The organism is Bradyrhizobium sp. 179, assembly GCF_023073535.1.
Taxonomy (GTDB): Bacteria; Pseudomonadota; Alphaproteobacteria; order Rhizobiales; family Xanthobacteraceae; genus Bradyrhizobium.
In genome coordinates, this window is the sequence record NZ_JADPJR010000030.1 from 68,893 (window position 1) to 92,586 (window position 23,694).

Below are 23,694 nucleotides of genomic sequence, written 5' to 3' on the forward strand. Positions count from 1 at the left end.
GTGTTGCCTGGATCAATCCAGATGGAACTTGGCCAGCTCGCGGTGCTCGGCCTTGATGTAGCGCACGGTGCCGGTGACGGAGCGCATCACCACCGTCTCGGTCTCGATCACGCCGTCCTTGCGGAATTTGACGCCCGAGAGCAGCGAGCCCGTGGTGACGCCGGTGGCGGCAAACAGGCAGTCGCCGCGCGCCATGTCCTCGATGCCGTAGATCATCTTGGGATCGTTGACGCCCATCTTGGCGGCGCGCGCGCGCTTCTCCTCGGAGTCGAGGATGAGGCGGCACTGCATCTGACCGCCGATGCAGCGCAGCGCCACCGCGGCGAGCACGCCTTCCGGCGCACCGCCGGTGCCGAGATACATGTCAACGCCGGTATTGTCGGGGTCGGCGCAATGGATCACGCCGGCGACGTCGCCGTCGGTGATCAGGCGCACGGCGGCGCCGGTCGAACGCACGCTCGCAATGATGTCGGCATGGCGCGGACGATCGAGCACGAGAACGGTGATGCCATCAGGCTTGACGCCCTTGGCCTTGGCGAGGCGGCGGACGTTGTCAGCCGGCGAGGCATCGAGATCGACGACGCCCTTGTCGTAGCCGGGTCCGATCGCGAGCTTCTGCATGTAGACGTCGGGGGCATGCAGCAGCGTGCCGCCGTCGGCCATCGCCATCGTGGCGATCGAGCCCGGCATGTTCTTGGCGCACAGCGTGGTGCCTTCGAGCGGATCGACCGCGATATCGACCTGAGGACCGGCATTCATGCCGACCTTCTCGCCGATGAAGAGCATCGGTGCCTCGTCACGTTCGCCTTCACCGATCACGATAGTGCCCTCGATCGGCAGCTTGTTGAGCTCGCGGCGCATGGCGTCGACGGCAGCCTGGTCAGCCTGCTTCTCGTTGCCGTGCCCGCGCAGCCGCGCCGAGGACACCGCCGCCCGCTCCGTCACCCGCACGATCTCCAGCGTGAGGATGCGCTCGAGCAACGCTTGCGGCGGGACTGAAATATGGGTCGACATCGGCTCACTCCTTCGAAACGGTTTTGGACGGACATCTCCGTCCGCATCAACTCGTAACACCCACAGTTCGTTCGAACCGTGTCAGTTCTTCTCGATCCGGATCACCTGCGGCCGTCCGCTGATCACCTTGTCGCGCTGGACTGCGGCGAGCGCGCGGCGCACGGCGTCCTCATGCGTCGCATAAGTGATCAGGATGACCGGCACGGGGACCGCCTTGCCGTCGCTGGGAGCAGCGCCGCCATTGGGATGACGCTGCACGATCGATTCGATCGAAATCTTCTGTTCTGCGAGCCGCGTGGCGATCGCAGCCGCAGTACCGGGAAAATCGCGGGCGAGCAGGCGGATGTAATAACCGCCCTCATGCCGCTCCATCGGCGCCTTCTTGGTGTCGCGCAAGTGCGAAATTGGCCGTCCGAACGGATTGGCACGAATGCCGCGCGCAACGTCGGCGATGTCGGCGACCACCGCGGAGGCGGTCGCGGCGCCGCCTGCGCCGGGGCCGACCAGCGTGATCGGCGGAATCCCCTCGCCATCGATCGTGACCGCATTGGTGACACCCATCACCTGCGCGATCGAGGAGGATTTTGGCACCATGGTCGGATGCACGCGCTGCTCGATGCCCGTGGCGGTGCGAACCGCAACGCCGAGCAGCTTGACGCGGTAACCGAGATCGGCCGCCGCGCGCAGATCTTCCGGTGCGATGGATGAGATGCCTTCGACATACACCGCGCTTTGAGCAACTTTCGTGCCGAAGGCCAGGCTGGCCAGAATGGCGAGTTTTTGCGCGGTGTCGTGGCCGTCGACGTCGAAGGACGGATTGGCCTCGGCATAGCCGAGCCGCTGCGCGTCCTTCAGGCATTCGGCAAAGGACAGGCCCTCCTGCTCCATCCGGGTCAGGATGTAATTGCAGGTGCCGTTGAGGATGCCATAGACGCGGTTGACGCCGGTTCCAGCAAGTCCCTCGCGCAACGTCTTGATGACAGGGATCGCGGCGCCGACCGCTGCCTCGAAATTCAGCGCGCCGCCGTGCTTCTCAGCCGCCTTGGCGAGCTTGAGGCCATGCTTGGCGAGCAGCGCCTTGTTGGCGGTGACAACCGACTTGCCGGCATTGAGCGCGGCTTCCACGGCCGACAGCGCGGGATCGCCGGCGCCGCCCATCAGCTCGACGAAGCAATCGACCTCGGCATGGGTGGCAAGCGCCATTGGATCCCTCGCCCATTCGACGCCGCGCAAATCGACGCCGCGCTTCTTCGCCTTCGAGCGCGCGGTGACCGCAACGACGCGGATGCCGCGGCCGCTGCGTCCCGTCAGCACGCGCGCTTGCGTTTCGATCAAACGGACGACTTCGGCACCCACGGTGCCGAGCCCCGCTATGCCCACTTTCAGGGGTGCGACCATGATAGTTCAGAAAACCTGCAGAAGAGAACTAGCGCCGATTGGCGAGCGGAACCACGTTGTGCAACGTTTCGACGCCGCTTTCAAGGAAACGGCGCACGCCGCGCGCGGCCTGCCTGATCCGTTGCTCGTTTTCCACCATGGCGATGCGGACATATCCTTCACCATGCTCGCCAAAGCCGACGCCGGGCGAGACCGCGACGCCGGATTTCTCCACCATCAGGGTCGCGAACTGCATGCTGCCGATGCTGCGGAAGGCCTCCGGCAGCGGCACCCAGGCGAACATCGAGGCCTCCGGCGGCGGAATCTCCCAGCCGGCGCGGCCGAACGATTCCACCAGCGCGTCGCGGCGCTTGCGGTAAGTGTCGCGCATCTCCTTGATGCAATCGTCCGGGCCGTTCAATGCGGCGGTCGCCGCGACCTGGACCGGCGTGAACGCGCCGTAATCGAGATAGGATTTGACGCGGGCGAGCGCCGCGATCACGCGCTCATTGCCGACTGCAAAGCCCATCCGCCAGCCGGCCATCGAATAGGTCTTCGACATCGAGGTGAACTCGACGGCGACGTCCATCGCGCCGGGCACCTGGAGCACCGAGGGCGGCGGGCTGCTCTCGTCGAAATAGACTTCGGCATAAGCGAGATCGGACAGGATCAGGATCTCGTGCTTCTTCGCGAACGCGACGAGGTCCTTGTAGAAGTCGAGGCTTGCGACATAGGCGGTCGGGTTCGAGGGGTAGCAGACGACGAGCGCCAGCGGCTTGGGGATCGAATGGATGATCGCCCGCTCGGCCGCCTCGAAGAATTGCGGCGTCGGCTCGGAAGGCACCGAGCGGATCACGCCACCCGCCATCAAAAAGCCGAAGGCGTGAATCGGATAGCTCGGGTTCGGACAGAGGATGACGTCGCCCGGCGCGGTGATGGCCTGCGCCACGTTGGCAAAACCTTCCTTGGAGCCGAGCGTCGCGACGACCTGGGTATCGGGATTGAGCTTCACGCCGAAGCGGCGGGCGTAATAGGCAGCTTGGGCCCGGCGCAGCCCCGGAATGCCGCGTGAGGCCGAGTAGCGGTCGGTGCGCGGCTTGCCAAGGGTCTCCTTGAGCTTCTCGAGCACGTGCGGCGGCGCCGGCAGGTCCGGATTGCCCATGCCGAGGTCGATGATGTCGGCGCCGGCATTCCGCGCGGCCGCCTTGGCCCGGTTGACCTGTTCGAACACGTAAGGCGGCAGGCGGCGGATGCGGTAAAACTCTTCCATGGCTCTCTGGGCTCCGGGCAACCGGTCAGGACAGAATCGACAGGCCATGACGGCCCTTCGGAAACGCGCCCAGCCCCTTCACGAAAATTACTCGAAATCAAATACTTAGAGCAATCATCGACGATGGCGACTGAAGTCGTTCGCCCTGGCTATTGGCTGAACTGAGGTCTTTTAGCACGGCAAGACGGGGGCGCCAGCGATTACCTTGCACCGCCTCACTTGCTCACTTGGCGTCCTTTGCGGCCAAGGCCTGACGATCGCGCGCCGCGGCAAGCTCGGCCTCGATCTTGGCGCGCTGCTCCGGCGGGATGGTCGCCTGATCGCGATCCGGCGGCAGATCATGCACCGGCAGATAGCTGCCGGGCTCCCTGGCATGCGCCTGCGCATCCGCGGGCGTCATATCCGCGAGCTGGCTTGAGCAGCCGCCCAAGGCAAGCGCCGCGATCAACAGCGCGCCGCAGATCGGCAGCGTCTTTTGCAGGTCCCATAACGCCAACACTTGGGAAATCCCCTACTCGTCCCGAAGCACGGCCCCAGGGCAACCTTACCCAAGACCGCCCCCAAGCTCAAACCACGGCTGCCCAAAATGGTGTGAGCGAGAAAACCACCCGGCACTACCAAGCCGAGCGGTGCGGCTCGATTGTGACGGAACCAAGAAAATTTGTCGCGCTGCAACACATCTTCGAGAGTGTCTAACGTCAAACATGCGAGCTTCGCGGTGACGAATACAGAATGAATCGTTACTGTTCTGCGCATGAGTACCGTCACAACCGACACGCCCAAATCCGGCGGCACCCCGTTCGAGGCGAAGTTCGATGCCGAAGCCTTCGCGATGAATGTCGCGCGGGCGATGGAGAGCGGTGGCAAGGCGCTCGCTGCCTACCTCAAACCGCGCGAGACCGGCGAGGTGCAGGATCGCCCGCCGCCCGAGCTTGCCGAGATCGTCAGGACCTTCACTTCGGTCGCCGAATACTGGCTGTCGGACACGTCCCGCTCCTCCGATCTCCAGACCAAGCTCGCCAAGGACTATCTCGACCTCTGGGGCTCGGCGGTCCGCCGCATGGCAGGCCAGGACGCCCCGCCCGCGATCACGCCCTCGCCGCGCGACAAGCGCTTTGCCGATCCCGAATGGAAGTCGAACCAGTTCTTCGATTTCGTCATGCAGCTCTATCTGCTCACGACCAAATGGGCGCAGGAGCTGGTGCGCGCTGCCGAAGGGCTCGATCCGCATACGCGCCGCAAGGCCGAGTTCTACGTCCAGCAGGTCACCAACGCGCTGTCGCCGTCCAACTTCGTGCTGACCAATCCGGAGGTGCTGCGCGAGACACTTGCCACGTCCGGCGATAACCTCGCGCGCGGCCTGACGATGTTGGCCGAGGACATCGCGGCCGGCAAAGGCATGTTGAAGATCCGCCAGTCCAATCCGGACAATCTCGTCGTCGGCGTCAACATGGCGACGACGCCGGGCAAGGTGATTTACCAGAACGAGATGATGCAGCTGATCCAGTATGCGCCAACTACCGAGAAAGTGCTACGCACTCCGCTCCTGATCGTGCCGCCCTGGATCAACAAGTTCTACATCCTCGATCTCAAGCCGGAGAAATCCTACATCAAGTGGTGCGTCGACCAGGGCATCACCGTGTTCGTGATCTCATGGGTCAACCCCGACAAGCGGCTCGGCAACAAGGGCTGGGAAGACTACATGAAGGAAGGCCCGCTCGCGGCGATGGACGTGATCGAGAAGATCACCGGCGAGATGAAGGTACACACAGCCGGCTATTGCGTCGGCGGCACGATGCTCGCGACCACGCTGGCCTGGCTCGCCGAGAAACGCCGCCAGCGCGTTGCATCGGCGACGTTCTTCGCGGCCCAGGTCGACTTCACCCATGCCGGCGATCTCCTCGTGTTCGTCGACGAGGAGCAGATCGCAGCCCTCGAGCAGGACATGAAGGCGGCCGGCGTGCTCGAAGGCTCGAAGATGGCGATGGCCTTCAACATGCTGCGCTCCAACGATTTGATCTGGTCCTATGTCGTCAGCAACTATCTCAAGGGCCAGCAACCGAGTGCGTTCGATCTGTTGCACTGGAATTCGGACGCGACACGGATGACCCAGGCCAACCATTCCTATTATTTGCGCAACTGCTATCTGGAGAATCGGCTCTCGACCGGCACGATGGTGCTCGACAATACCCTGCTCGATCTCTCCAAGGTCAAGGTCCCCGTCTACAATCTCGCCACCCGCGAGGATCACATCGCGCCGGCGGAATCGGTGCTGTACGGCTCGCAATTCTTCGGCGGCCCGGTGAAATATGTGCTGTCGGGCTCGGGCCACATCGCTGGCGTGGTCAATCCGCCGGCCTCGAACAAGTATCAGTACTGGACCAACGACAACATCAAGGACGTCAGCGTCGCCGAGTGGATGAAGGGCGCCGTGGAGCACAAGGGCTCATGGTGGCCGGACTGGCGCCAATGGCTCGGCGAGCTGGATCCAGAGGAGGTCCCGGCGCGTCCGGTCGGCAGCGAGATGTTCCCGCCGATCGAGGATGCGCCCGGCAGCTATGTCAGGGTTCGCGCATAGCGGAATCGTCCGCGCTTTCGTATAGACTCGCTCTCACCACAGCGACGACAGAAGGGACCGGACCATGACGCGCGAACTGTTCTGGCTGACACTGACGGTGATCCTGACCGGAGTGCTCTGGATTCCCTACATGATCAACCGCTGCCAGGTTCGCGGCTTCAGCGGCGCCATGGCCAATCCGTCGCGCGGCGACAAGGCGCAAGCCGAATGGGCCAACCGGCTGATGTTCGCGCACGACAACGCGGTCGAAAACCTCGTGATCTTCGCGCCGCTGGTGCTGATCCTCAACGCAATCGACTATTCGACGAAATGGACGGTGCTCGCCTGCGCGGTGTATTTCTGGTCGCGCGTCGCACATATCATTGTCTACGCCATCGGGATCCCGATCTTCCGCACGCTCGCGTTCACCGTCGGCTTCCTCGCCCAGGCCGTACTGGCGCTGGCGATCTTCGGGGTGCTTTGATGCTGCAGTGTCCGGGGTCACTGGACGCTGTTGCACTCCAAAGGCATGCTCGCACGCAGAACAACCGAAGCGGGGAAACCCGATGCGTATTCTTTTGCGGGTCGTCGCAATGATCGCGCTCGCCGGGTTGTGCCGTGAGGCCCGCGCCGAGCCGCAATGCCCCGAACTGACACGCCTGCGCAGCGAGGCGGTCGAAGCCTCAAAACCGACGACACGCGCATTGATGGGCGGCCGCTACGACCGCTACATCCAGGCCTCGCGCGCCTGGAACGCCGTCGTCGATTACGCCTATGACCATCAGGACGTCTGCGGCATTTCCGACCGCGTGCTCGGCGACCTCGAGACATATCGCCGCGACGCCGTGACGGCCCGCAACAATGTCTGCGCCGGTCGCCCCGTTCGACCGTTCCCGGCTGATATTGTTTTGCAGTGAGTGACGGCACTACTGGACCCCGGGTCTGCAGGGCATCACTGAAGAAGTGCTGCGCTGCGTTCGGGGCCCGAGCCTGCCTACTCCTCCGGCAATCCCAGCATCAGCCGCATGTTCTGCACGGCTGCACCCGAGGCGCCCTTGCCGAGATTGTCGAGCCGGGCGACCAGCAAGGCCTGGTGATATTTGTCGCTGGCGAAGACGTAGAGCTCGAGCATATTGGTCTCGTTCAGCGCCTCCGGCTCGAGCCGACCACCCTTGGTCGCCTCGTTCTGAAGCGGCATCACCTTGACGTATTTCGAGCCGGTGTAGCGCTTGGCGAGCGCCGCTTGCAGGTCGGCGCCGCCCGGCTTGCCGGGCAGCGTGTCGAGTTGGAGCGGCACGGAGACCAGCATGCCCTGCCGATAATTGCCGACTGATGGAATGAAGATCGGCCGCCGCGTCAGGTTCGAGTAGAGCTGCATCTCCGGCAGATGTTTGTGCTCGAAGCCGAGACCGTACAGCTCGAAGGACGGCGCGCTGCCATCCTCGAAGCTCGCAATCATCGACTTGCCGCCGCCGGAATAGCCGCTCACGGCATTGACGGTGACGGGATAATCCTGCGGCAGTAGGCCGGCATCGACGATCGGCCGCAGCAGCGCGATCGCGCCGGTCGGATAGCAGCCGGGATTGGAGACCTTTTTCGCGGCCTTGATCTTGCCGGCCTGATCGGGCGTGAGCTCGGGAAAGCCATAGGCCCAGTCGGGCGCGACGCGGTAAGCGGTCGAGGCGTCCAGCACCTTCGGCGCCGAAGTGCCCATGCTGTCGACGAGAGCAACGGTCTCCTTGGCGGCGTCGTCCGGCAGACAGAGGATGACGAGATCCACCTCCTCCATCAGCGCCTTCTTGGCCGCGGGGTCCTTGCGCTTGTCGTCGGCAATGGTCTTCAACGCGACGTCGCCCTGGAGCTTCAGCCGCTCGTTGATGCCGAGCCCGGTGGTGCCGGAGCCGCCGTCGACGAAGACGGTGGCCGGCTTTTTCGCCGCGCCGGGGGTCGGGGCTTTGGTGGTGTCAGCGAGGCTCATGGCGCGCTCCCTTCGAGCATGTTCATATCGTCTGCAAAAGCTTGCGGCCGGGCCTGCCGCATCAAATGTGCGATCTGCTTCGCATCGGCGTCGCCGGTGCCAAGCGCATTGGCGATCGCCGTATAGTCGGCGTCCGATTTGTGCTGGTTCAGCTTGAAGCTGCCTTCGACCTCCTCAACCGTCATCACCAGCCCAACGATCGCCTTCTTCATCGTCTCCAGCCGGCCCGCCGTCATTTTGCCTGATGTCCACGGCTTTTTCGGCAGCAGCCAGCTCTCGAACTTGTCGCTGAGCGTATCGATCTGCACCGCCAGCTCGTCGTCCGACAGCAGCCGTACCGGCCCGCTGAGATGCACCGACTGGTAGAGCCAGGTCGGCACCTGGTCGGGCGAGACGTAACAGTCCGGCGATACATAGGCATCGGGGCCGTTGACCGCGAGCAGCCAGGACGCATCACCGCCCGCGAGCTTTAGCAGCGGATTTTGACGGGCGACATGAAAGGCGGCCTGCGGCGTGCCGTCAGCGGCGTAGGTCAGATAGAACGGCAGCGGGGAAGCCACCGGCTTGTGGCCATCGAAGGCGCACATGGTGCCAAAGCCGCGCTCCTCGGCGAATTTCAGGCTCGCGGCGCGGTCCTGCTTGAAAAAGGCTGGCGTGTACATCGTGGTCTCCTGCTGGGCCTCCTTGGGGGCCGCCGGATCAGATCGCGCTGACAGGAGAGAGAATGCCGCGGACCGGATCCAGCGGCAAAGACGATGATCTCAAACGCGATCGACCGCCCAAACCGCAAAAGAGCGGCGGCGGCGACGGGCGAACAGAATGGTCGCGGCGTTGATCATGGCGCGCGGCTATAAGGCCAGATCCGGTTCCCGTCAAGGTTCATGACATCAGATGAGGCGCCAAATCCATTCCATCAGCTTCGCGATCACGTCGCCGAACAGCAGCAGTGCCGCCGACCAGACCAGGGCCGAGACGAAATTGGCGACCTGGAAGCTCCAATACGGCATCTCGAAGATGCCGGCTGCGAGCGGCACCGAGGCGCGCAAGGGGCCGAAAAAGCGGCCGATGAAGATGCTGGGCACGCCCCAGCTGCGCACGAAAGCCTCGCCCTTGGGCAGGAGTTCCGGATAGCGCGAAAGCGGCCACATCTGCGCGACCCTCTCCTTGTAGCGATAGCCGAACCAGTAGGAGACCCAGTCGCCCAGCGCCGCGCCAATACCGCCGGCGATCCAGACCGGATAGAAGCTGATGCCGCTCGCCCCGATCAGCGCGCCGATCCCAACCAGCGCGCCCCAGGCCGGGACCAGCAGCGAGATGAAGGCAAGCGACTCCCCGAAGGCGAGCAGGAACACGATCGGCGCGGCCCAAGCCTGGTGAGCGCGCACGAAGTCGGCCAGGGCGTGCGCAAACTGCTCCATTCCAGATTAGCCTTCCCGCCCTGCCTCAAGGTGCTCGATGAAAAGGACTGGTAAGCCAAGGGCTTGTGTGACATCAAGTCACAAAGCCCGGCCCAAGGCGGGCGGGACGTCAAATTGCCGGGAATTGGCGGGCCGACGGCGTAAAATCGCCGGGATTGGCTCTCAACCACACGGCCCGGCCCGCCCAGCGGTAACCTTTCCAAGTCAGAAGTGGCATAGTCGGCCTAACCGATTCGCCGCCCATGCGGCCTTCAAAGCGTATCAAGATATATGTCCAAGCAATTGAAAACCAAAACGAAAGACGACCTGTTCGGCGCCGACGAGCCAAAGTCTCGCGCGCCCGCCGCCAAGACGGCCCCGCGCGGCAGCGGCGGGGAAGCCGACTATACGGCGGCCGACATCGAGGTGCTCGAGGGTTTGGAACCGGTGCGGCGCCGACCCGGCATGTATATCGGCGGCACCGATGAGAAGGCCCTGCATCACCTCTTCGCCGAAGTCATCGACAATTCCATGGACGAGGCGCTGGCCGGGCATGCGACCTTCATCGAGGTGGATCTGAGCGCCGACGGATTCCTGACCGTCACCGACAACGGCCGCGGCATCCCGATCGATCCACATCCGAAGTTCCCGAAGAAGTCGGCGCTCGAAGTCATCATGTGCACGCTGCATTCGGGCGGCAAGTTCGACTCCAAGGTCTACGAGACCTCGGGCGGTCTGCACGGCGTCGGCATCTCCGTGGTGAACGCCCTCTCCTCGCGTCTCGAGGTCGAGGTCGCGCGCAGCCAGAAGCTCTACCGCATGACGTTCGAGCGCGGGCACCCCAAGGGCAAGCTCGAGGATCTCGGCAGGGTCAACAACCGCCGGGGCACGCGCGTGCGCTTCAAGCCCGACACCGACATCTTCGGCGCCAAGGCCGCGTTCAAGCCGCAGCGCCTTTTCAAGATGACGCGCTCGAAGGCGTATTTGTTCGGCGGAGTCGAGATCCGCTGGAACTGCGCGCCCGAGCTGCTCAAGGGCGTCGATGACGTGCCGGCGGAGGCGACGTTCCACTTCCCCGGCGGTCTCAAGGATTATCTTGCCGCGGCGATTCACGCCGACACGCTGGTGCATCCCGACATCTTCTCCGGCAAGTCCGGCCGCAACGGTGCTCATGGCGCCTGCGAATGGGCGGTGGCGTGGACTGCGGATGCCGACGGCTTTCTCTCCTCCTACACCAACACCGTGCCGACACCCGATGGCGGCACGCATGAATCGGGTTTGCGCAGCGCGCTGCTGCGCGGCCTGAAGGATCACGCCGAACGCGTCGGACAGGGCAAGCGCGCCGCGTCCATCACCTCCGAGGACGTCATGGTGGGCGCGGCCGTGATGCTGTCGGTGTTCGTGCGCGAGCCCGAATTCCAGGGCCAGACCAAGGACCGCCTCGCCACCGCGGAAGCACAGCGCATTGTCGAGCAGGCGATCAAGGATCCGTTCGACCATTGGCTCTCGGGCAATCCGAACATGGCCAACCGGCTGCTCGATTTCGTGATCGATCGCGCCGAGGAGCGGCTGCGCCGCCGCCAGGAGAAGGAGACCGCGCGAAAGACCGCGGGCAAGAAGCTGCGCCTGCCAGGCAAGCTCGCCGACTGCATCAACGCCGGCACCGAGGGCTCCGAGCTCTTCATCGTCGAGGGCGACTCGGCCGGCGGCAGCGCCAAGCAGGCGCGCGACCGCAACACCCAGGCCGTGCTGCCCCTGCGCGGCAAGATCCTCAACGTCGCCTCCGCAGGCAAGGACAAGCTGACGGCGAATGCCCAGCTCTCCGATCTCGTGCAGGCGATCGGCTGCGGCACGCTTGCGCATTATCGCGAAGAGGATCTGCGCTATCAGCGCATCATCATCATGACCGACGCCGACGTCGACGGCGCGCATATCGCTTCGCTGCTGATCACTTTCTTCTACCGGCAGATGCCGCGGCTGATCGACGAAGGGCACCTCTTCCTCGCGGTGCCGCCACTCTACAAGCTGACCCACGGCACCAAATCGGTCTACGCGCGCGATGACAAGCACAAGGAAGAGCTGATCAAGAGCGCGTTCAATGCCAACGCCAAGGTCGAGGTGAACCGCTTCAAGGGCCTCGGTGAGATGATGCCGGCGCAGCTCAAGGAAACCACCATGGATCCGGCCAAGCGGACGCTGCTCAAGGTGGTGCTGCTCGCCGACGATCGCGACACCACGGCGGATTCGGTGGAGCGCCTGATGGGCACCAAGGCAGAGGCACGTTTCGCGTTCATATCGGACAAGGCCGAATTTGCCAGCGAAGAGCTGCTGGACGTCTAGAGCGGGAAGCAGCGGGCCAGACGCTTGCGGTTTCCATCTGCTCATCGCTTCGCGATGGCGAGAGATGAACAGTCCAGCCGAATTCCGGCTCCGACTCGTCCCAGACCGCACCGCAGAGATAAGAATCGGGGGCGATTTGATTTTCGCTTTTTCGCCGGCGGCTGAGGCAACTTTCTCCCTCTCCGTCGAACATGGTGATCTTCGCGACGACCTTCACCTTTAGCGTGTAATGGAAGTCATCGCGTAAGTAACTGTACGCCTTCACTTTTAGGACGGGTGACATCACTCCGGCGTCTCTGTGTCCTGCGTACAACACCGGATCGTTTTCAGTTATCTGTGTCCGCTCAGCAACAGCATTTCAGCAGAATCCGTCTATAGTCCAACCATCGAATTTGAACGGAACGGCGCTCGCACCTGCTAAGCGAACCAAGGTTGGGGATTTGGAAATGAAGAAGATTTTGCTTGCTCTGACCGCGGTTGCGGCTTTGACCGGTTCGGCCTCGGCGGCCGACCTTGGGGCCCGTCCGTATGTGAAGGCTCCGGCGCCCGCGCCGGTCGCCAACTGGACCGGCTTCTACATCTTCGGCGGTGCCGGCGGCGGGCTCTGGAACGCGGACAGCAACGTTCAGAGCACTGGTGTTGTCGGGCCGTTCGGCGCCTTTGGTGCGGCAGGCACTGCGCTGACCCGCGATCAGCGTTTGGGCGGTAGCGGCTGGTTCGGAACGGTCGGTCTTGGTTATGACTGGCAGTTCACCCCGAGCTGGGTGGCGGGCGTCTTCGCCGATGGTCAATTTGGTGACATTCGTGGTTCCCTCAGCGATCCCTTCAATTTCGTTGAAGGACGCGAAAAGCTCCGGACCAGCTACGCCGCTGGCGTCAGGCTCGGTTATTTGGTTGCCCCGAACGTTCTGTCCTACGTGAACGCTGGTTATTCCGGATCGGAATGGTCTGGCACCAGCCTGTCCACACTGGCTGCCGGTGGAGGCCCGACCGTCCTGAATACGTCGTCTTTCCGGCGTGACGGCTGGTTCGTGGGCGGCGGTGTTGAGAACAACCTCAACATCTTCGGGATCAGCGCCCCTGGTTGGTTCATGAAGACCGAATATCGGTCCGCCTTCTACGATCGGATCAGCTTGCCTGAGACCTGTACTGTTGCCGGTTGCGGTGTTGTTGCGCCGTTTGGCACGGCCGCCACCTTCAAGCCCTGGGTCCAGACCATCAGCACCTCGCTGGTCTATCGCTTCAACTGGAGCGGCCCGGTCGTCGCGAAGTACTGATCTGGTCTCAAGACCAAACGTCAAAGCCCCGGCATCGTCCGGGGCTTTTTCGTTGTGATCTCCTCACCGTCAATGACGTTCCTGCATGAGCCGGCGCCCCGCGTCTCAATCGCGGCCCATTGTATCCGAGCCGAAGCTACGGCTAGTCTGCGTCCAAGTTTTCGCGGATGCGCGGCAATCGTTCATGCCGCGTCGCGACAGAAGCGGACTGATGGGAGGACCGCATGCGCAGATTTCTGCTGGTCGCAGGCCTGTTTGCAACTGCCGTCGGGCTGCTCTGGATCGGACAAGGCACGGGCACGCTTGCCTGGCCGCGATCGAGCTTCATGGTCGACCAGCTGCAATGGGCTGGCTATGGCGCAGCCATGGCCGGCTTCGGGCTGGTGCTGATCTGGCAGAGCAGCCAATAGAACAAACCAGGACAAGAAAAGGTAGTGAGAGCATGACATCCAGCCGATTCGACCTTCGCGGCAAGGTCGCTGTCGTAACAGGAGGCAATGGCGGCATCGGGCTTGGCATGGCCCGCGGCCTTGCCGACGCCGGAGCCGACATCGCCGTGGTGGGACGCAATGAAACCAAGTCCGCCGCAGCCGTGGCCGATCTCAGACGGCGCGGCGTGAAGGCGGTCGCGATCACCACCGACGTGACCGACAAGGCCGCCGTCGCGGCCATGGTCGACCGTGTCGTCAGCGAGCTCGGCCGGATCGACATCCTCATCAACAATGCCGGCATGAGCATCCGCAAGCCCCCGCACGAACTCGAGCTCGACGAGTGGAACAAGGTGATCGACACCAACCTCACCAGCGCCTTCGTCTGCTCGAAGCTGGCCTATCCAGCCTTGAAGGCGTCCGGCAACGGCAAGGTGATCAATATCGGCTCGATGATGTCGATCTTCGGCGCGAGCTTCGCGACCGCCTATGCGGCGAGCAAAGGCGGCATCGTGCAGTACACACGCGCCTGCGCCAATGCGTGGGCGCCCGACAACATCCAGGTCAACGCCATCCTGCCGGGCTGGATCGACACCGACCTCACCCGCGGCGCACGACAGCAGGTCTCAGGGCTGCACGAGCGCGTGCTGGCGCGCACGCCTGCAGGACGTTGGGGCGACATCGACGACTTCGCCGGCATCGCCGTGTTCCTCGCATCGCCCGCCTCGAACTTCGTCACCGGCACCGCGATCCCGGTCGACGGCGGCTTCTCGGTGATGGCCTGAGGCGGGGGTCCTGCCCGCATCCACCGACGCAAAAAAGAAGCCCCGGACCATGCCGGGGCTTTGAATTTAGGCCGCGCTTTTTTTTGATCGTTGGTCGCGTTGCGTCGACGTGCTCAGTAACGGGCGATGGTCGGGGCGTCGAACTTGTAGCTCGCGCGCACGACGGCCCACTGGATGTCGCGCGGCTTGGCATCGAAGGTGTAGTTGCCCGAGGTGCCGCCGAGCTGATAAGTCTGGCTGCCGAAGGCCGCGTAGTTGTATTCGAGGCCAACGATCCAGTTGCGGGTGACGCCGTATTCCCAGCCGGCGCCGACGGTCCAGCCGTTGGCCCAGTGGGTCTGTCCGCCCGAGCCCGACACACCGACGGTGTCGCTGACCGACAGACGGTTGTTCGCGCCGGCATAGCCACCCTTGATGTAGAAGAGATTGTTCTGCACGGCAAAGCCAGCGCGGCCGACGATGGTCGCGAGCACGTTGGTACGCCAGGAGAACACGTCGTCCGCAGCGCCAAACACGTTGTTTACGACCGTGCCCTTGTTGTCGAGGCCGGAGACCGTGCCTTCCATGCCGAACACGTAATTGTTGGCCTGCCAGTTGTAGCCGATCTGGGCGCCGCCCATGATGCCCGACTTGCGCTGGCGGAAGCCTTCGCCCGGCGAAAGATCGCCGAACGGCGCGCCGGTCCCGTTGTTGATGAACTGCTCGTTGGTCCACGCGCCACCGATGTGGCCGCCGACATAGAAACCGGTCCAGTTGAACAGCGGCTCGACATAGGCGGGCGCCTTCGTGTAGCGCGCACCCAGATCGGCGGCGGGAGCTGCCCCGGTCGAAACCAGAGCGGTCGTGCAGGCGAAGGCGGCAATCAATTTGTTACGCATGGTAGACCCCGTGTCCCTTTGATGGGGCGCACGCTCTCAGACGGCCCTTACTAAAACTGAAATCAAGACGGTTAATGTGGCGGATGAGCACACGCTGCGCCATGAATCCATTTGCGATGTTGCAGGCGTGCAACGTACCGTGCGTCATTTAATGCAGCGTTATCCCTACCCAGGTCTTGCGCTACGATGGCGGCGCCGCCTTTGACTGCACGTGCTCGGGCCGAACGCCGAGCGCAAGCAGGCGCGCCGGAATGCCCTGAAGCCAGGGCAGCGCAGTGATGAGGCGCACGATCAGCGGCACCTTCAACGGCCGGTCACTGCCCAGCAAGGCGCCGCTGATGATGTTGTTCTGCACGACGACCTGCATTCGCTGCGTCATCTTCACCGGGAACTCGCGCCGGCGTCGCACCGCATCGAGCTCGTTCTCCGAGGGACAACCGTGCTGCAGCTTATCCGCCAGCAGGTTTGCGGTTGCGACCGCGTCCTGCACGGCGAGATTGACGCCGACGCCGCCGATCGGCGACATCGCGTGCGCGGCGTCGCCGATAAGAAGCAGGCCGGGCCGCGTCCAGCGCGTCAGGCGGTTGATCGCGACCGTGAGCAGCTTAATGTCGTCGAAGCTCTTCACATCCGCGATGCCGCTTTTCAGGATCGGCGCCATGCGCACGACGTCGTCGAGCAGCGCCGGCAATCCCCTCGCCTTCACCGCATCAAATTGCCCCTTGGCGATGACGTAGGCGCATTGCCAATAGTCGCCGCGATCGAAGGTGATCATCATCTTGCCGGGCTCGACGCGCGCGAACACATTCTCCGTCTCGTCGGGTCTGCGACCGGCGCGGAACCACAGCACGTCCATCGGCGCGCCGATCTCCTCGACGTCAAGGCCGGCGCGCTCGCGCACCGTCGAATGCCGTCCGTCGCAGGCAATGGTGAGATCCGCCTCGATGTCGATGATGCCCTCAGGCGTCCTCGCCCGCACGCCTGTGACCGTCTCGCCGCGGCGGATCAGATCGACCGCCTCCGTGCTCATCATCACCTTGAGCGAGGTAAAGCGCCGGCCGGCCTCGCGCAGGAAATTCAGGAAGTCCCATTGCGGCATGAAAGCCAAGAAGGGGTACTTGGTGTGGAGCCGGCTGAGATCGGCGATGCGCACTGGCGTGCCACCGAACAGGCCATCCATCTTCTGCAAGCGCTGATGCGGCAGCTTCAGGAAGCCGTCGATCAGGCCGAGTTCGTCCATCACTTGAAGCGTCGAGGGATGCACGGTGTCGCCGCGGAAATCGCGGAAGAAATCCGCATGCTTCTCCAGTACCACGACGTCGATGCCGGCGCGGCCCAGGAGATAGCCGAGCATCATGCCCGCTGGCCCGCCGCCGACGATGCAGCAGCGGACCTTCATGGTCCGGTTTGGTTGTTGGTCGGATGTCATGGCAGCCGCGATCCGCGATGTGAGTATCGATGAAGATATGCCTGATGATACTAACGCGATCCAGGCCGAGTGCAGTCTCAATTTGCAGGCGCAAGCTCACCGCGACCGCTTTGCTGCAGCAAACAAGCGTCAAATAAAAAAGGCCCGCAGAGCGCGGGCCTTGGGTGAAAACGGGATGGACCTATTTCTGGTCCTCGTTGCTGGTACCGGTGCCTGGACTGCCGATCGGCAACCCATTGGTCGCATGACCGACACCCATGTTCCGCTCGGCTTGTGCTGCTGACGGCGTCTTACCATTTGCGGTTGGGGACTGAACGTTGGGGTTGACCGGGCCGGTATTGGTGTTGACGTTGGCCCCCGTGGTGGTGCCATGCGTCCCCATCCCTGAGGGAGCCGATGGCCCGGAGTTGGCGCTGCTTGACGTGCCTACCCCTGCACCTGAGCTGGCCCCCGATCCGGCGCTGGCGCCACCGGCGCCGCCCGCCGCACCACCGCCCGCTTGGGCAAAGGCCGCCGTCGAAAGTGCAACGCAAGCGATCGTTACAAAGATGGATCTGCGGATCATGGATCGTCTCCCTGGTTTGACTGACAATCCAGGTCAGCAGGAGTTGTTCCTCTCCCGTCGCAGCCGACGAAGACGCTCAATTATTGCTGCGGTTCGCGCTGCGAAAGCTCTTGATCTCCGACACGCTGCCGTCGCGGTAGGTCAGCTCAACCGAGACGGACTGCGTCGCCGGGGCGAGCTTCATGTAGAGCGGCATGCCGGCGCTGATCGCGCTGGGATCGCGCATGTCGCAAGGAGGCATCTTCAGCACCTGGTTCGGCACGGCGGTGTCGATACCGATGCGCACCTCGCGAATGGCGCAGCGGTAGGACACGAGGTGCGTGTAGTAGACCAGCAGTCCATTGAACTCGCGGAATGACAGCCAGCTTGTCGCGGTCATGTCGAGGATCTTGCGCTGGTCGCGGATCAGCGCGGCCTCGGGATCGAATCTGATCGGGAACGGCCCCTGCATCTCGCCGGACTGATCGACATAGCGGACCTCGATGGTGCCGGCTTGCGCATCCGGCGGCAATTCGACCGACGGGTTCGGCATCCGCTTGCGCGTGCGCGGATCGAGGGTGTCGATGAAGCCGGTTTCGCGGAAATCGCCCTTGCCGGCCATGCGCCAGGAGACGCCGAGCGTCGGATCGGCGAAGGAGAACACCACGCTCCAGCCGCCATTGTGCCGCGAGAAGCTCGCGATCGGCGCGTTGGTGGTCTCCTCCTTCGGCAGGTGCGGCGCCGATACGGGCGGCAGCGCGGCGAGCTTCTGCGGCGGCGGATCGTCCGCGCGCGCGGCGGCATCCTTGGCGAGGCCGCTAAGGAAGACGTCGTCGACCATCTGATCGAAATAGACCGGCACCTGCTTGTGCTTCACGGTATCGGCCATCTCACTGACGGCACGGCGGGTGCGCTGCGCCACCTGCACGAGGTTCTCGCCGGGCTTGAGCAGCTCCCTGGCGAAGGTGCGCGTGAACACTGAATTGGGGTTGGCGTCGTCGTTGGAGAGGCGATCCAGCGCGGTCTGGCGGGGTCCTGCCGAAAACACCGAAAACACGCCTTCCGGCAGTTGCGTCATCGGCGCGAGCCCGCCGCCACCGGCGACGGCGCGGGTTCCTTTGCGCTCGAACGGATTGTTGCGGCAGGCGTCGAACACCAAAATGGAGGTCCGCGCCCTCTTGTTCTGAAGGCGCTCGACGATGCGGTCGGCCAGGATGGAGGCGTCGCGCACGAGTTCTTCCTGCCCTTCCGTTGCCGCCGGAACGTCGGTCGGCAGCAAATAGTTCTGGCCCGCGATCTCGAAACCGTGGCCGGCATAGAAGAAGAACGCGGTATCGCCGGGCTCGATCGCCTTGTCGAAGGCGAGCAACGTCTCGGAGAATTGCTGCCGGTTCTGATTCTCGGCGACCATCACCGAGAAGCCGAGTTGCTTCAGCGTGTCGCCCATGGTGCGTGCGTCGTTGACGGCCTTGAGCAGCTTCGGCACGTTCCTGTAGTCGTTGTTGCCAATGACGAGCGCGACGCGCTTCTCGGCATGCGCGGGAAGCGCGAATCCGCTGAGGCCCGCCGCGAGGCCGAGTGCCGCCAGAGTTCTGAAAAGCCGACGCGTCATTGGAATATTCCCGTTGCAGGACGGCCCTCCGCCGGCCCCCTCGAAAGATCGTCCATGGGAAACCCAGCCGTTGATGGGATAGTCGGTCCAGCCGTCTCGAGGGTTCAAGGGCCTCGGCCCCCAATTCCATCATCGGTCCTATGGCAGATCCCGCTGGAATCTGCTCTTCCTTTGCAGTGTTCCTGGGTAATCCCATTGGAAGCGAGGGGCTATCGTGTATCGCTGGTGCACTGACGAGGTCGAGCCGCATGACCGCTTCGACTATTGGCGCGAGGTGCGCGCCAAGGGTCTGTTCGGCGTCACCGCCGAGCTCGAGCGCGAACGCCGCGCCGATTTCTTCGGCGAGTTCTCGCTGCGCCAGCTTGGCGGCGCCAGCCTCATCGAGCTGAAGGCGTCCGCCTACACGGTTGAGCGTAGCGCATCCGACATCGCCTCCGCACCGGGCGATGCCATCTGCGTCTACCAGCAGCTCGGCAGCGGCGGTTGGTTTGGCGGCATGCGCGGCAGCGACTTTGCGATCGCAAACGGCAGCTTTGCCACCAGCCATATCGACCTGCCCTATCGTACCGCGCCGCTGGGCGCAGGCGGCTTCCATTTGCGAATCCTGAAGATCCCGGTGAGCAACATTCCGGTTCAGGACAAACGCATGCGCGAGCTTGCGCCGCGGACGTTTGACGATCCCACCCTGGCGCCCCTGCTCGGCACCTGCTTTGCCGATCTCGACGATGTCGCCGGCAATGACGGCTGCTTCGATGCCGCCTCCCCGGTGCAGGCCTCCCTTGTTCAGGCCTCCCTTGTTCAGGCCTCCCTTGTTCAGGCTCTGGCCCACCTGGCGCTGATCGAGCGCGGCATCGTGCGGCCCGGCAGCCGCCGCGGGCAGGCCGCGCTGCGGACCGCCCGTCTGTCGCAGGCCCGGCGCCTGATCGCGCGTCACCTGCAAGACCCCAATCTCGCGCCGACGATGGTGGCCGACTGGCTCGGCATTTCCGTGCGACACCTGCACATGCTGTTCGAGACGGCGGAGAAGAGCTTCTCGCAGACGATCACCGAAGAGCGGCTGAAACAGAGCCGCCGCCTGATCCGCGAGGCTCCGGAGCGGCTGATTGCCGACATCGCGGCCGCCTGCGGCTCGAGAGCTTGGCGACCTACTACCGAGTCTTTAACGCTGCCTATGGCATGGCCCCAGGCGACTTCCGGGCCCAGGTTCGGGCGGGGCATTAGCCGCCGTTTGCCGGCTCTGGTCAGTCCGCCGCTTGGCCGGAAAACCGCAGCCGCGCCCGCTATTTGGGCAAAAACCTCAGCTTTTTTAGGGTCTTCCCGCGCCCGCTCCATTGACTTTGGCGGATTCCTGCCTATGTTCCGGGGCGACGCGGCTCAAATCGAAGATCGATTCTCGAGCCTGGCGCTTTGTTCGCGTGAGTCAGCACCCCCAGCTTCTTTGAGAGCGCGCCGTTTCGGGGTGGAACGCGACAGCCTTTTTACCCTCGATTCCGAACGGCGGTTTCGACCAGAGGCTCAATGTCCTTCACCAATCTCGGACTATCCGAAAAAGTCCTCGCCGCAGTGGCGGCCACCGGTTACACCACCCCCACTCCCATCCAGGAACAGGCGATCCCCCACGTCCTCGCACGCAAGGACGTGCTCGGCATCGCCCAGACCGGCACCGGCAAGACCGCGGCCTTCGTGCTGCCGATGCTCACCATCCTCGAAAAGGGTCGAGCCCGGGCGCGCATGCCGCGCACGCTGATCCTCGAGCCGACCCGCGAACTCGCGGCGCAAGTGAAGGAAAACTTCGACCGTTACGGCGCGGGCCAGAAACTCAACGTCGCGCTTCTGATTGGCGGCGTCTCGTTCGGCGATCAGGATGCCAAGCTGACGCGCGGCGTCGACGTGCTGATCGCAACGCCGGGCCGCCTGCTCGACCATACCGAGCGCGGTGGCCTCCTGCTCACCGGCGTCGAGCTGCTCGTCATCGACGAAGCCGACCGCATGCTGGACATGGGCTTCATCCCCGACATCGAGCGCATCTGCAAGCTCGTCCCGTTTACGCGGCAGACCCTGTTCTTCACCGCGACCATGCCGCCGGAGATCCGGCGCATCACCGAGGCCTTCCTGCATAATCCGCAGAAGGTCGAGGTCTCCAAACCCGCCACGACAGCCGTAACGGTCACGCAGGCCCAGGTGCCCGCCGGGCGCGAGGCGCACGAGAAGCGCGAGCTGCTCCGCCGCCTGCTGCGCGAGGCCAAGGATCTCAAGAACGCGATCATCTTCTGCAATCGCAAGCGCGAGGTCGCCGTCGTTCACAAATCGCTTCAGAAGCACGGCTTCAGCGTCGGCGCCCTGCACGGCGACATGGACCAATCGGCCCGCACGGCCGCGCTCGAACAGTTCCGCAAGGGTGAGTTGCCGCTCTTGGTCGCCTCCGACGTCGCCGCTCGCGGCCTCGACATTCCCGAGGTCAGCCATGTCTTCAATTTCGACGTCCCCCACCACGCTGACGACTACGTCCATCGCATCGGCCGCACCGGCCGCGCCGGCCGCACCGGCACGGCGATCTCGATCGTGACACCGCTCGACCAGAAGTCGATGGCGGCGATCGAGAAGCTGATCGGCCAGAGCATTCCGCGCGCCGAGGGCGACTTCGAGGTGCACGGGAGCACGACCGAACACAGCGAGCGCCCGCGCGAGTCTCGCGGACGGGACCGCGAGCGCTCCCGTGGCGGGCGGGGCAAGCCGCGTCGCGGCCACGAGCCGCGTGGCGACGCGCCGCAGCCCTCCGAGGCAAGGCCTTCGGTCGATGCAAGCCCCGCGGCCGAAGCCCGGCCCGCTCGCGAGCCGAGGCCTGCACGCCAAGCGCGGCCTCCCCGCGAAGCACGGCCGTCATCTGAGCCGCGTCACGGCGCGCGCCAGCAGGCCAATCCGTCGCATGTACCCTCGATCGGCCGTCCCGAACCGCGCCGGCAGCGGGAGGCCGACGCCGAACCGGGCGATCACTCGCATCTGCCGGCATTTCTGCTGCGGCCGGTTCGCTCCCCCGCCGGAGCCTGAAGCGCGACGCGCGCTTGTGGTTTCGGTTGAGGAAAAACGCCCACACCTTTTTCGGATGCATTGGCGAACGTATATTTACGGGGCGTTCACGATCGTCCGTTAGCCTACGAACATAATTTAAGCATTGCTGCGGTCGAGAGCGCACCGACCGCTGCGGGGTATGTTCCGTGGTCAAGGTTCTCGACGAACACGAACGCACGATGGCGTTCGCCGAAGTGGCGCTCGGCCAGATTCGATCGCTTCGGCAGACGGCAATTCCGCGCAATTACGAGATCTGGTACGTCTACGCCACCGGCTACAACGCACCGCTCAATAAGATCATCAACGAGACGCTGGCGCGCAACGGCAAGCTGACCGAAGCCGATCTCGAGCAGATCTACGAGACCTATCTATCCCATATCAAGACCACCGACCGCATCGATAAGGTGGGCGCGCGCGTCATCGGCGAGATTGACGACGTGATGAAGGTTCTCGGCGATGCGCTCGGAATGAGCGGCGCCTACGACGCCAGCCTGTCGGGTGCGACCGAGAAACTGTCGTCGGCCAAGGGCCGCGACCAGATCAAGGCGATCGTCGAGACGCTGCTGCGTTCGACCAGCGAGATGCGCGAGGCCAACAAGGCGCTGGAAGGGCGCCTGACACTATCGAGGAACGAGATCAGCAATCTCCAGCAGAGCTTGGAGGCGATCCGCGCCGAGAGCCTCACCGATCCGCTCACCGGCCTCGGCAACCGCAAATATTTCGATCAAATGATCGGCATGGCGGTGCAGAGCGCGCTCGCCTCCGGGGAGCCGCTGTCGCTGCTGCTGTTCGATATCGATCATTTCAAGTCGTTCAACGATTCCTATGGCCACCTCACCGGCGACCAGGTGCTGCGCCTTGTCGGCTTGTCGCTGAAGCAGACCATCAAGGGCCAGGACATCACCGCGCGCTATGGCGGCGAAGAATTCGCGGTCGTGCTGCCCAACACGGCGCTGCGCCAGGCGCTCACGGTGGCCGATCACATCCGCCGCGCGGTGATGGCGAAGGAACTGAAGAAGAAATCGACCGGCGAGATTCTCGGCCGCGTCACCATTTCCGTGGGCGTCTCCATGCTCAAGCAGGGCGACGACACCGACGCCCTGATCGAACGCGCGGATGCCTGCCTTTACGCCGCCAAGCGCAACGGCCGCAACCGCGTGATTTGTGAAGTCGATCCGGAATACGCGGTCGAGACGCACAACCGGGTGGCGTAAGCCGAACCCTCGCTGTCATTCCGGAGCGCGCCTCTTGGCGCACGTCCCCCCGAGAGTTACGCCTTTCGCTCGGCACGCTTGCGCACCGCAACTTTCTTGAGCGGTCTTTTTGACGAAGTTTTCTGGCCGGGCTTTCCGGCGGGCGCCTTGGCAGGTTTGCTGACCTTCCTCGCGTTCGGCCGCTTCTTGACCTTGGCGCGCTGGGCAGCAGCCAGCGCTGCCCTCGCCCATTCTGCCAGCTCCTCGGAATCGTCGAACAAGCGCGCGGGCAACTGCCAGTAGGAGTTCACTGTGACTGTCTTGGCACGGGTCGAGTATCGGAACGGCTTTGAGCCTTCCGCCTCGAAATTCGGGATCGTCATCTCGTCCGCGCGGAAGAACAGCCCGGCGCGTAAGGACAGCGCGAAGTTGATGCCGTCGGCGGAGATGCCGTAGCCGGAAAACATTTTGCGGATCGTGACGGGGCCGAAATCGGCGAACAGGTCGATCAGGAATTCGCGGTCCATGCCCAAGCTGCCTCCCCAA

At 64.0% G+C, this 23,694-nt stretch carries 21 protein-coding genes and 1 pseudogene; 11 read left to right on the forward strand and 11 right to left on the reverse strand.

Annotation, left to right across the window (positions count from 1 at the left end):
- Positions 1–12: 12 nt before the first annotated feature.
- The 4 genes from glpX to IVB12_RS06835 all read right to left on the reverse strand — a co-directional run bounded on the left by glpX (position 13) and on the right by IVB12_RS06835 (position 4,160).
- A complete protein-coding gene (glpX, locus tag IVB12_RS06820) occupies positions 13–1,014 on the reverse strand; it encodes a class II fructose-bisphosphatase (protein WP_247296931.1) in 1,002 nt (333 codons plus the stop codon).
- 81 nt (positions 1,015–1,095) lie between these two features.
- Positions 1,096–2,412 (reverse strand): homoserine dehydrogenase, encoded by a 1,317-nt coding sequence (locus tag IVB12_RS06825; protein WP_247296934.1) that lies wholly within the window; start codon positions 2,410–2,412, stop codon positions 1,096–1,098.
- 28 nt (positions 2,413–2,440) lie between these two features.
- Positions 2,441–3,661 (reverse strand): LL-diaminopimelate aminotransferase, encoded by a 1,221-nt coding sequence (locus IVB12_RS06830; RefSeq protein WP_247296936.1) that lies wholly within the window; start codon positions 3,659–3,661, stop codon positions 2,441–2,443.
- Between the two features lie 223 nt (positions 3,662–3,884).
- Entirely contained in the window at positions 3,885–4,160 is a 276-nt protein-coding gene (locus tag IVB12_RS06835; protein WP_247296938.1) for a hypothetical protein, read from the reverse strand.
- A gap of 255 nt (positions 4,161–4,415) precedes the next feature.
- On the opposite strand from IVB12_RS06835, the gene phaC reads away from it, so the two are divergent.
- From phaC to IVB12_RS06850, 3 genes are all read left to right on the forward strand, one after another.
- Positions 4,416–6,239, forward strand: a complete 1,824-nt coding sequence (gene phaC, locus IVB12_RS06840; RefSeq protein WP_247296940.1) for a class I poly(R)-hydroxyalkanoic acid synthase — start codon at positions 4,416–4,418, stop codon at positions 6,237–6,239.
- Positions 6,240–6,303: 64 nt separating this feature from the next.
- The gene (locus IVB12_RS06845; protein ID WP_247296942.1) at positions 6,304–6,702 is read left to right on the forward strand and encodes an MAPEG family protein; all 399 of its coding nucleotides are present in this window, start codon (positions 6,304–6,306) and stop codon (positions 6,700–6,702) included.
- Positions 6,703–6,784: 82 nt separating this feature from the next.
- The gene (locus IVB12_RS06850) at positions 6,785–7,135 is read left to right on the forward strand and encodes a hypothetical protein (protein ID WP_247296943.1); all 351 of its coding nucleotides are present in this window, start codon (positions 6,785–6,787) and stop codon (positions 7,133–7,135) included.
- Between the two features lie 77 nt (positions 7,136–7,212).
- Here the strand turns inward: IVB12_RS06850 and argC are convergent, their stop codons facing one another.
- From argC to IVB12_RS06865, 3 genes are all read right to left on the reverse strand, one after another.
- Positions 7,213–8,196 carry an N-acetyl-gamma-glutamyl-phosphate reductase gene (argC, locus tag IVB12_RS06855; protein ID WP_247296955.1) on the reverse strand — a complete coding sequence of 328 codons (984 nt, stop codon included), beginning with the start codon at positions 8,194–8,196 and terminating at the stop codon, positions 7,213–7,215.
- Complete coding sequence (locus IVB12_RS06860) at positions 8,193–8,858, reverse strand: FMN-binding negative transcriptional regulator (protein WP_247296957.1); 666 nt, start codon at positions 8,856–8,858, stop codon at positions 8,193–8,195. Before IVB12_RS06860 ends, argC begins: the two co-directional genes overlap by 4 nt.
- 225 nt (positions 8,859–9,083) lie before the next feature.
- Positions 9,084–9,614, reverse strand: coding sequence for a DedA family protein (locus tag IVB12_RS06865; RefSeq protein ID WP_247277201.1), 531 nt, complete (start codon positions 9,612–9,614; stop codon positions 9,084–9,086).
- 270 nt (positions 9,615–9,884) lie between these two features.
- On the opposite strand from IVB12_RS06865, the gene parE reads away from it, so the two are divergent.
- The 4 genes from parE to IVB12_RS06885 all read left to right on the forward strand — a co-directional run bounded on the left by parE (position 9,885) and on the right by IVB12_RS06885 (position 14,423).
- Entirely contained in the window at positions 9,885–11,933 is a 2,049-nt protein-coding gene (gene parE / locus IVB12_RS06870) for a DNA topoisomerase IV subunit B (protein ID WP_247296959.1), read from the forward strand.
- Positions 11,934–12,379: 446 nt separating this feature from the next.
- Positions 12,380–13,210 carry a porin family protein gene (locus IVB12_RS06875; protein ID WP_247296963.1) on the forward strand — a complete coding sequence of 277 codons (831 nt, stop codon included), beginning with the start codon at positions 12,380–12,382 and terminating at the stop codon, positions 13,208–13,210.
- Between the two features lie 224 nt (positions 13,211–13,434).
- Positions 13,435–13,620 (forward strand): hypothetical protein, encoded by a 186-nt coding sequence (locus tag IVB12_RS06880; RefSeq protein ID WP_247296973.1) that lies wholly within the window; start codon positions 13,435–13,437, stop codon positions 13,618–13,620.
- A 32-nt stretch (positions 13,621–13,652) separates the two neighbouring features.
- Positions 13,653–14,423, forward strand: coding sequence for a glucose 1-dehydrogenase (locus IVB12_RS06885; RefSeq protein ID WP_247296975.1), 771 nt, complete (start codon positions 13,653–13,655; stop codon positions 14,421–14,423).
- A 113-nt stretch (positions 14,424–14,536) separates the two neighbouring features.
- Here IVB12_RS06885 and IVB12_RS06890 read toward each other — a convergent pair whose 3' ends face one another.
- Together IVB12_RS06890 and IVB12_RS06895 are read right to left on the reverse strand one after the other, a co-directional pair.
- Entirely contained in the window at positions 14,537–15,301 is a 765-nt protein-coding gene (locus IVB12_RS06890; RefSeq protein ID WP_247296985.1) for an outer membrane beta-barrel protein, read from the reverse strand.
- A 181-nt stretch (positions 15,302–15,482) separates the two neighbouring features.
- A complete protein-coding gene (locus IVB12_RS06895) occupies positions 15,483–16,730 on the reverse strand; it encodes an FAD-dependent oxidoreductase (protein ID WP_247296987.1) in 1,248 nt (415 codons plus the stop codon).
- On the opposite strand from IVB12_RS06895, the gene IVB12_RS06900 reads away from it, so the two are divergent.
- On the forward strand, positions 16,729–17,013 hold the full coding sequence (locus IVB12_RS06900) for a hypothetical protein (RefSeq protein ID WP_247297005.1): 285 nt from the start codon (positions 16,729–16,731) through the stop codon (positions 17,011–17,013). The genes IVB12_RS06895 and IVB12_RS06900 overlap by 2 nt on opposite strands.
- A gap of 358 nt (positions 17,014–17,371) precedes the next feature.
- Here IVB12_RS06900 and IVB12_RS06905 read toward each other — a convergent pair whose 3' ends face one another.
- A complete protein-coding gene (locus IVB12_RS06905) occupies positions 17,372–18,886 on the reverse strand; it encodes a caspase family protein (RefSeq protein ID WP_247297021.1) in 1,515 nt (504 codons plus the stop codon).
- Positions 18,887–19,100: 214 nt separating this feature from the next.
- On the opposite strand from IVB12_RS06905, the pseudogene IVB12_RS06910 reads away from it, so the two are divergent.
- The 3 genes and pseudogenes from IVB12_RS06910 to IVB12_RS06920 all read left to right on the forward strand — a co-directional run bounded on the left by IVB12_RS06910 (position 19,101) and on the right by IVB12_RS06920 (position 23,169).
- A pseudogene (locus tag IVB12_RS06910) lies at positions 19,101–20,107 on the forward strand (helix-turn-helix domain-containing protein).
- 297 nt (positions 20,108–20,404) lie between these two features.
- The gene (locus tag IVB12_RS06915) at positions 20,405–21,934 is read left to right on the forward strand and encodes a DEAD/DEAH box helicase (RefSeq protein WP_247297023.1); all 1,530 of its coding nucleotides are present in this window, start codon (positions 20,405–20,407) and stop codon (positions 21,932–21,934) included.
- Between the two features lie 167 nt (positions 21,935–22,101).
- A complete protein-coding gene (locus IVB12_RS06920; RefSeq protein WP_247297026.1) occupies positions 22,102–23,169 on the forward strand; it encodes a GGDEF domain-containing protein in 1,068 nt (355 codons plus the stop codon).
- A 56-nt stretch (positions 23,170–23,225) separates the two neighbouring features.
- On the opposite strand, the gene IVB12_RS06925 is transcribed toward IVB12_RS06920, so the two are convergent.
- Positions 23,226–23,675, reverse strand: coding sequence for a TfoX/Sxy family protein (locus tag IVB12_RS06925; RefSeq protein ID WP_247297027.1), 450 nt, complete (start codon positions 23,673–23,675; stop codon positions 23,226–23,228).
- Positions 23,676–23,694: the final 19 nt, after the last annotated feature.

Coding starts and splice junctions, on each gene's coding strand:
- IVB12_RS06830 (WP_247296936.1), bottom strand. CDS start 3,661: ATGGAAGAGTTTTACCGCATCCGCCGCCTGCCGCCTTACGTGTTCGAA.
- IVB12_RS06900 (WP_247297005.1), top strand. CDS start 16,729: ATGGCAGCCGCGATCCGCGATGTGAGTATCGATGAAGATATGCCTGAT.
- IVB12_RS06915 (WP_247297023.1), top strand. CDS start 20,405: ATGTCCTTCACCAATCTCGGACTATCCGAAAAAGTCCTCGCCGCAGTG.
- IVB12_RS06905 (WP_247297021.1), bottom strand. CDS start 18,886: ATGACGCGTCGGCTTTTCAGAACTCTGGCGGCACTCGGCCTCGCGGCG.
- IVB12_RS06865 (WP_247277201.1), bottom strand. CDS start 9,614: ATGGAGCAGTTTGCGCACGCCCTGGCCGACTTCGTGCGCGCTCACCAG.
- argC (WP_247296955.1), bottom strand. CDS start 8,196: ATGAGCCTCGCTGACACCACCAAAGCCCCGACCCCCGGCGCGGCGAAA.
- IVB12_RS06885 (WP_247296975.1), top strand. CDS start 13,653: ATGACATCCAGCCGATTCGACCTTCGCGGCAAGGTCGCTGTCGTAACA.
- IVB12_RS06825 (WP_247296934.1), bottom strand. CDS start 2,412: ATGGTCGCACCCCTGAAAGTGGGCATAGCGGGGCTCGGCACCGTGGGT.
- IVB12_RS06880 (WP_247296973.1), top strand. CDS start 13,435: ATGCGCAGATTTCTGCTGGTCGCAGGCCTGTTTGCAACTGCCGTCGGG.
- parE (WP_247296959.1), top strand. CDS start 9,885: ATGTCCAAGCAATTGAAAACCAAAACGAAAGACGACCTGTTCGGCGCC.
- IVB12_RS06895 (WP_247296987.1), bottom strand. CDS start 16,730: ATGACATCCGACCAACAACCAAACCGGACCATGAAGGTCCGCTGCTGC.
- phaC (WP_247296940.1), top strand. CDS start 4,416: ATGAGTACCGTCACAACCGACACGCCCAAATCCGGCGGCACCCCGTTC.
- IVB12_RS06890 (WP_247296985.1), bottom strand. CDS start 15,301: ATGCGTAACAAATTGATTGCCGCCTTCGCCTGCACGACCGCTCTGGTT.
- IVB12_RS06925 (WP_247297027.1), bottom strand. CDS start 23,675: ATGGACCGCGAATTCCTGATCGACCTGTTCGCCGATTTCGGCCCCGTC.
- IVB12_RS06860 (WP_247296957.1), bottom strand. CDS start 8,858: ATGTACACGCCAGCCTTTTTCAAGCAGGACCGCGCCGCGAGCCTGAAA.
- glpX (WP_247296931.1), bottom strand. CDS start 1,014: ATGTCGACCCATATTTCAGTCCCGCCGCAAGCGTTGCTCGAGCGCATC.
- IVB12_RS06845 (WP_247296942.1), top strand. CDS start 6,304: ATGACGCGCGAACTGTTCTGGCTGACACTGACGGTGATCCTGACCGGA.
- IVB12_RS06875 (WP_247296963.1), top strand. CDS start 12,380: ATGAAGAAGATTTTGCTTGCTCTGACCGCGGTTGCGGCTTTGACCGGT.
- IVB12_RS06850 (WP_247296943.1), top strand. CDS start 6,785: ATGCGTATTCTTTTGCGGGTCGTCGCAATGATCGCGCTCGCCGGGTTG.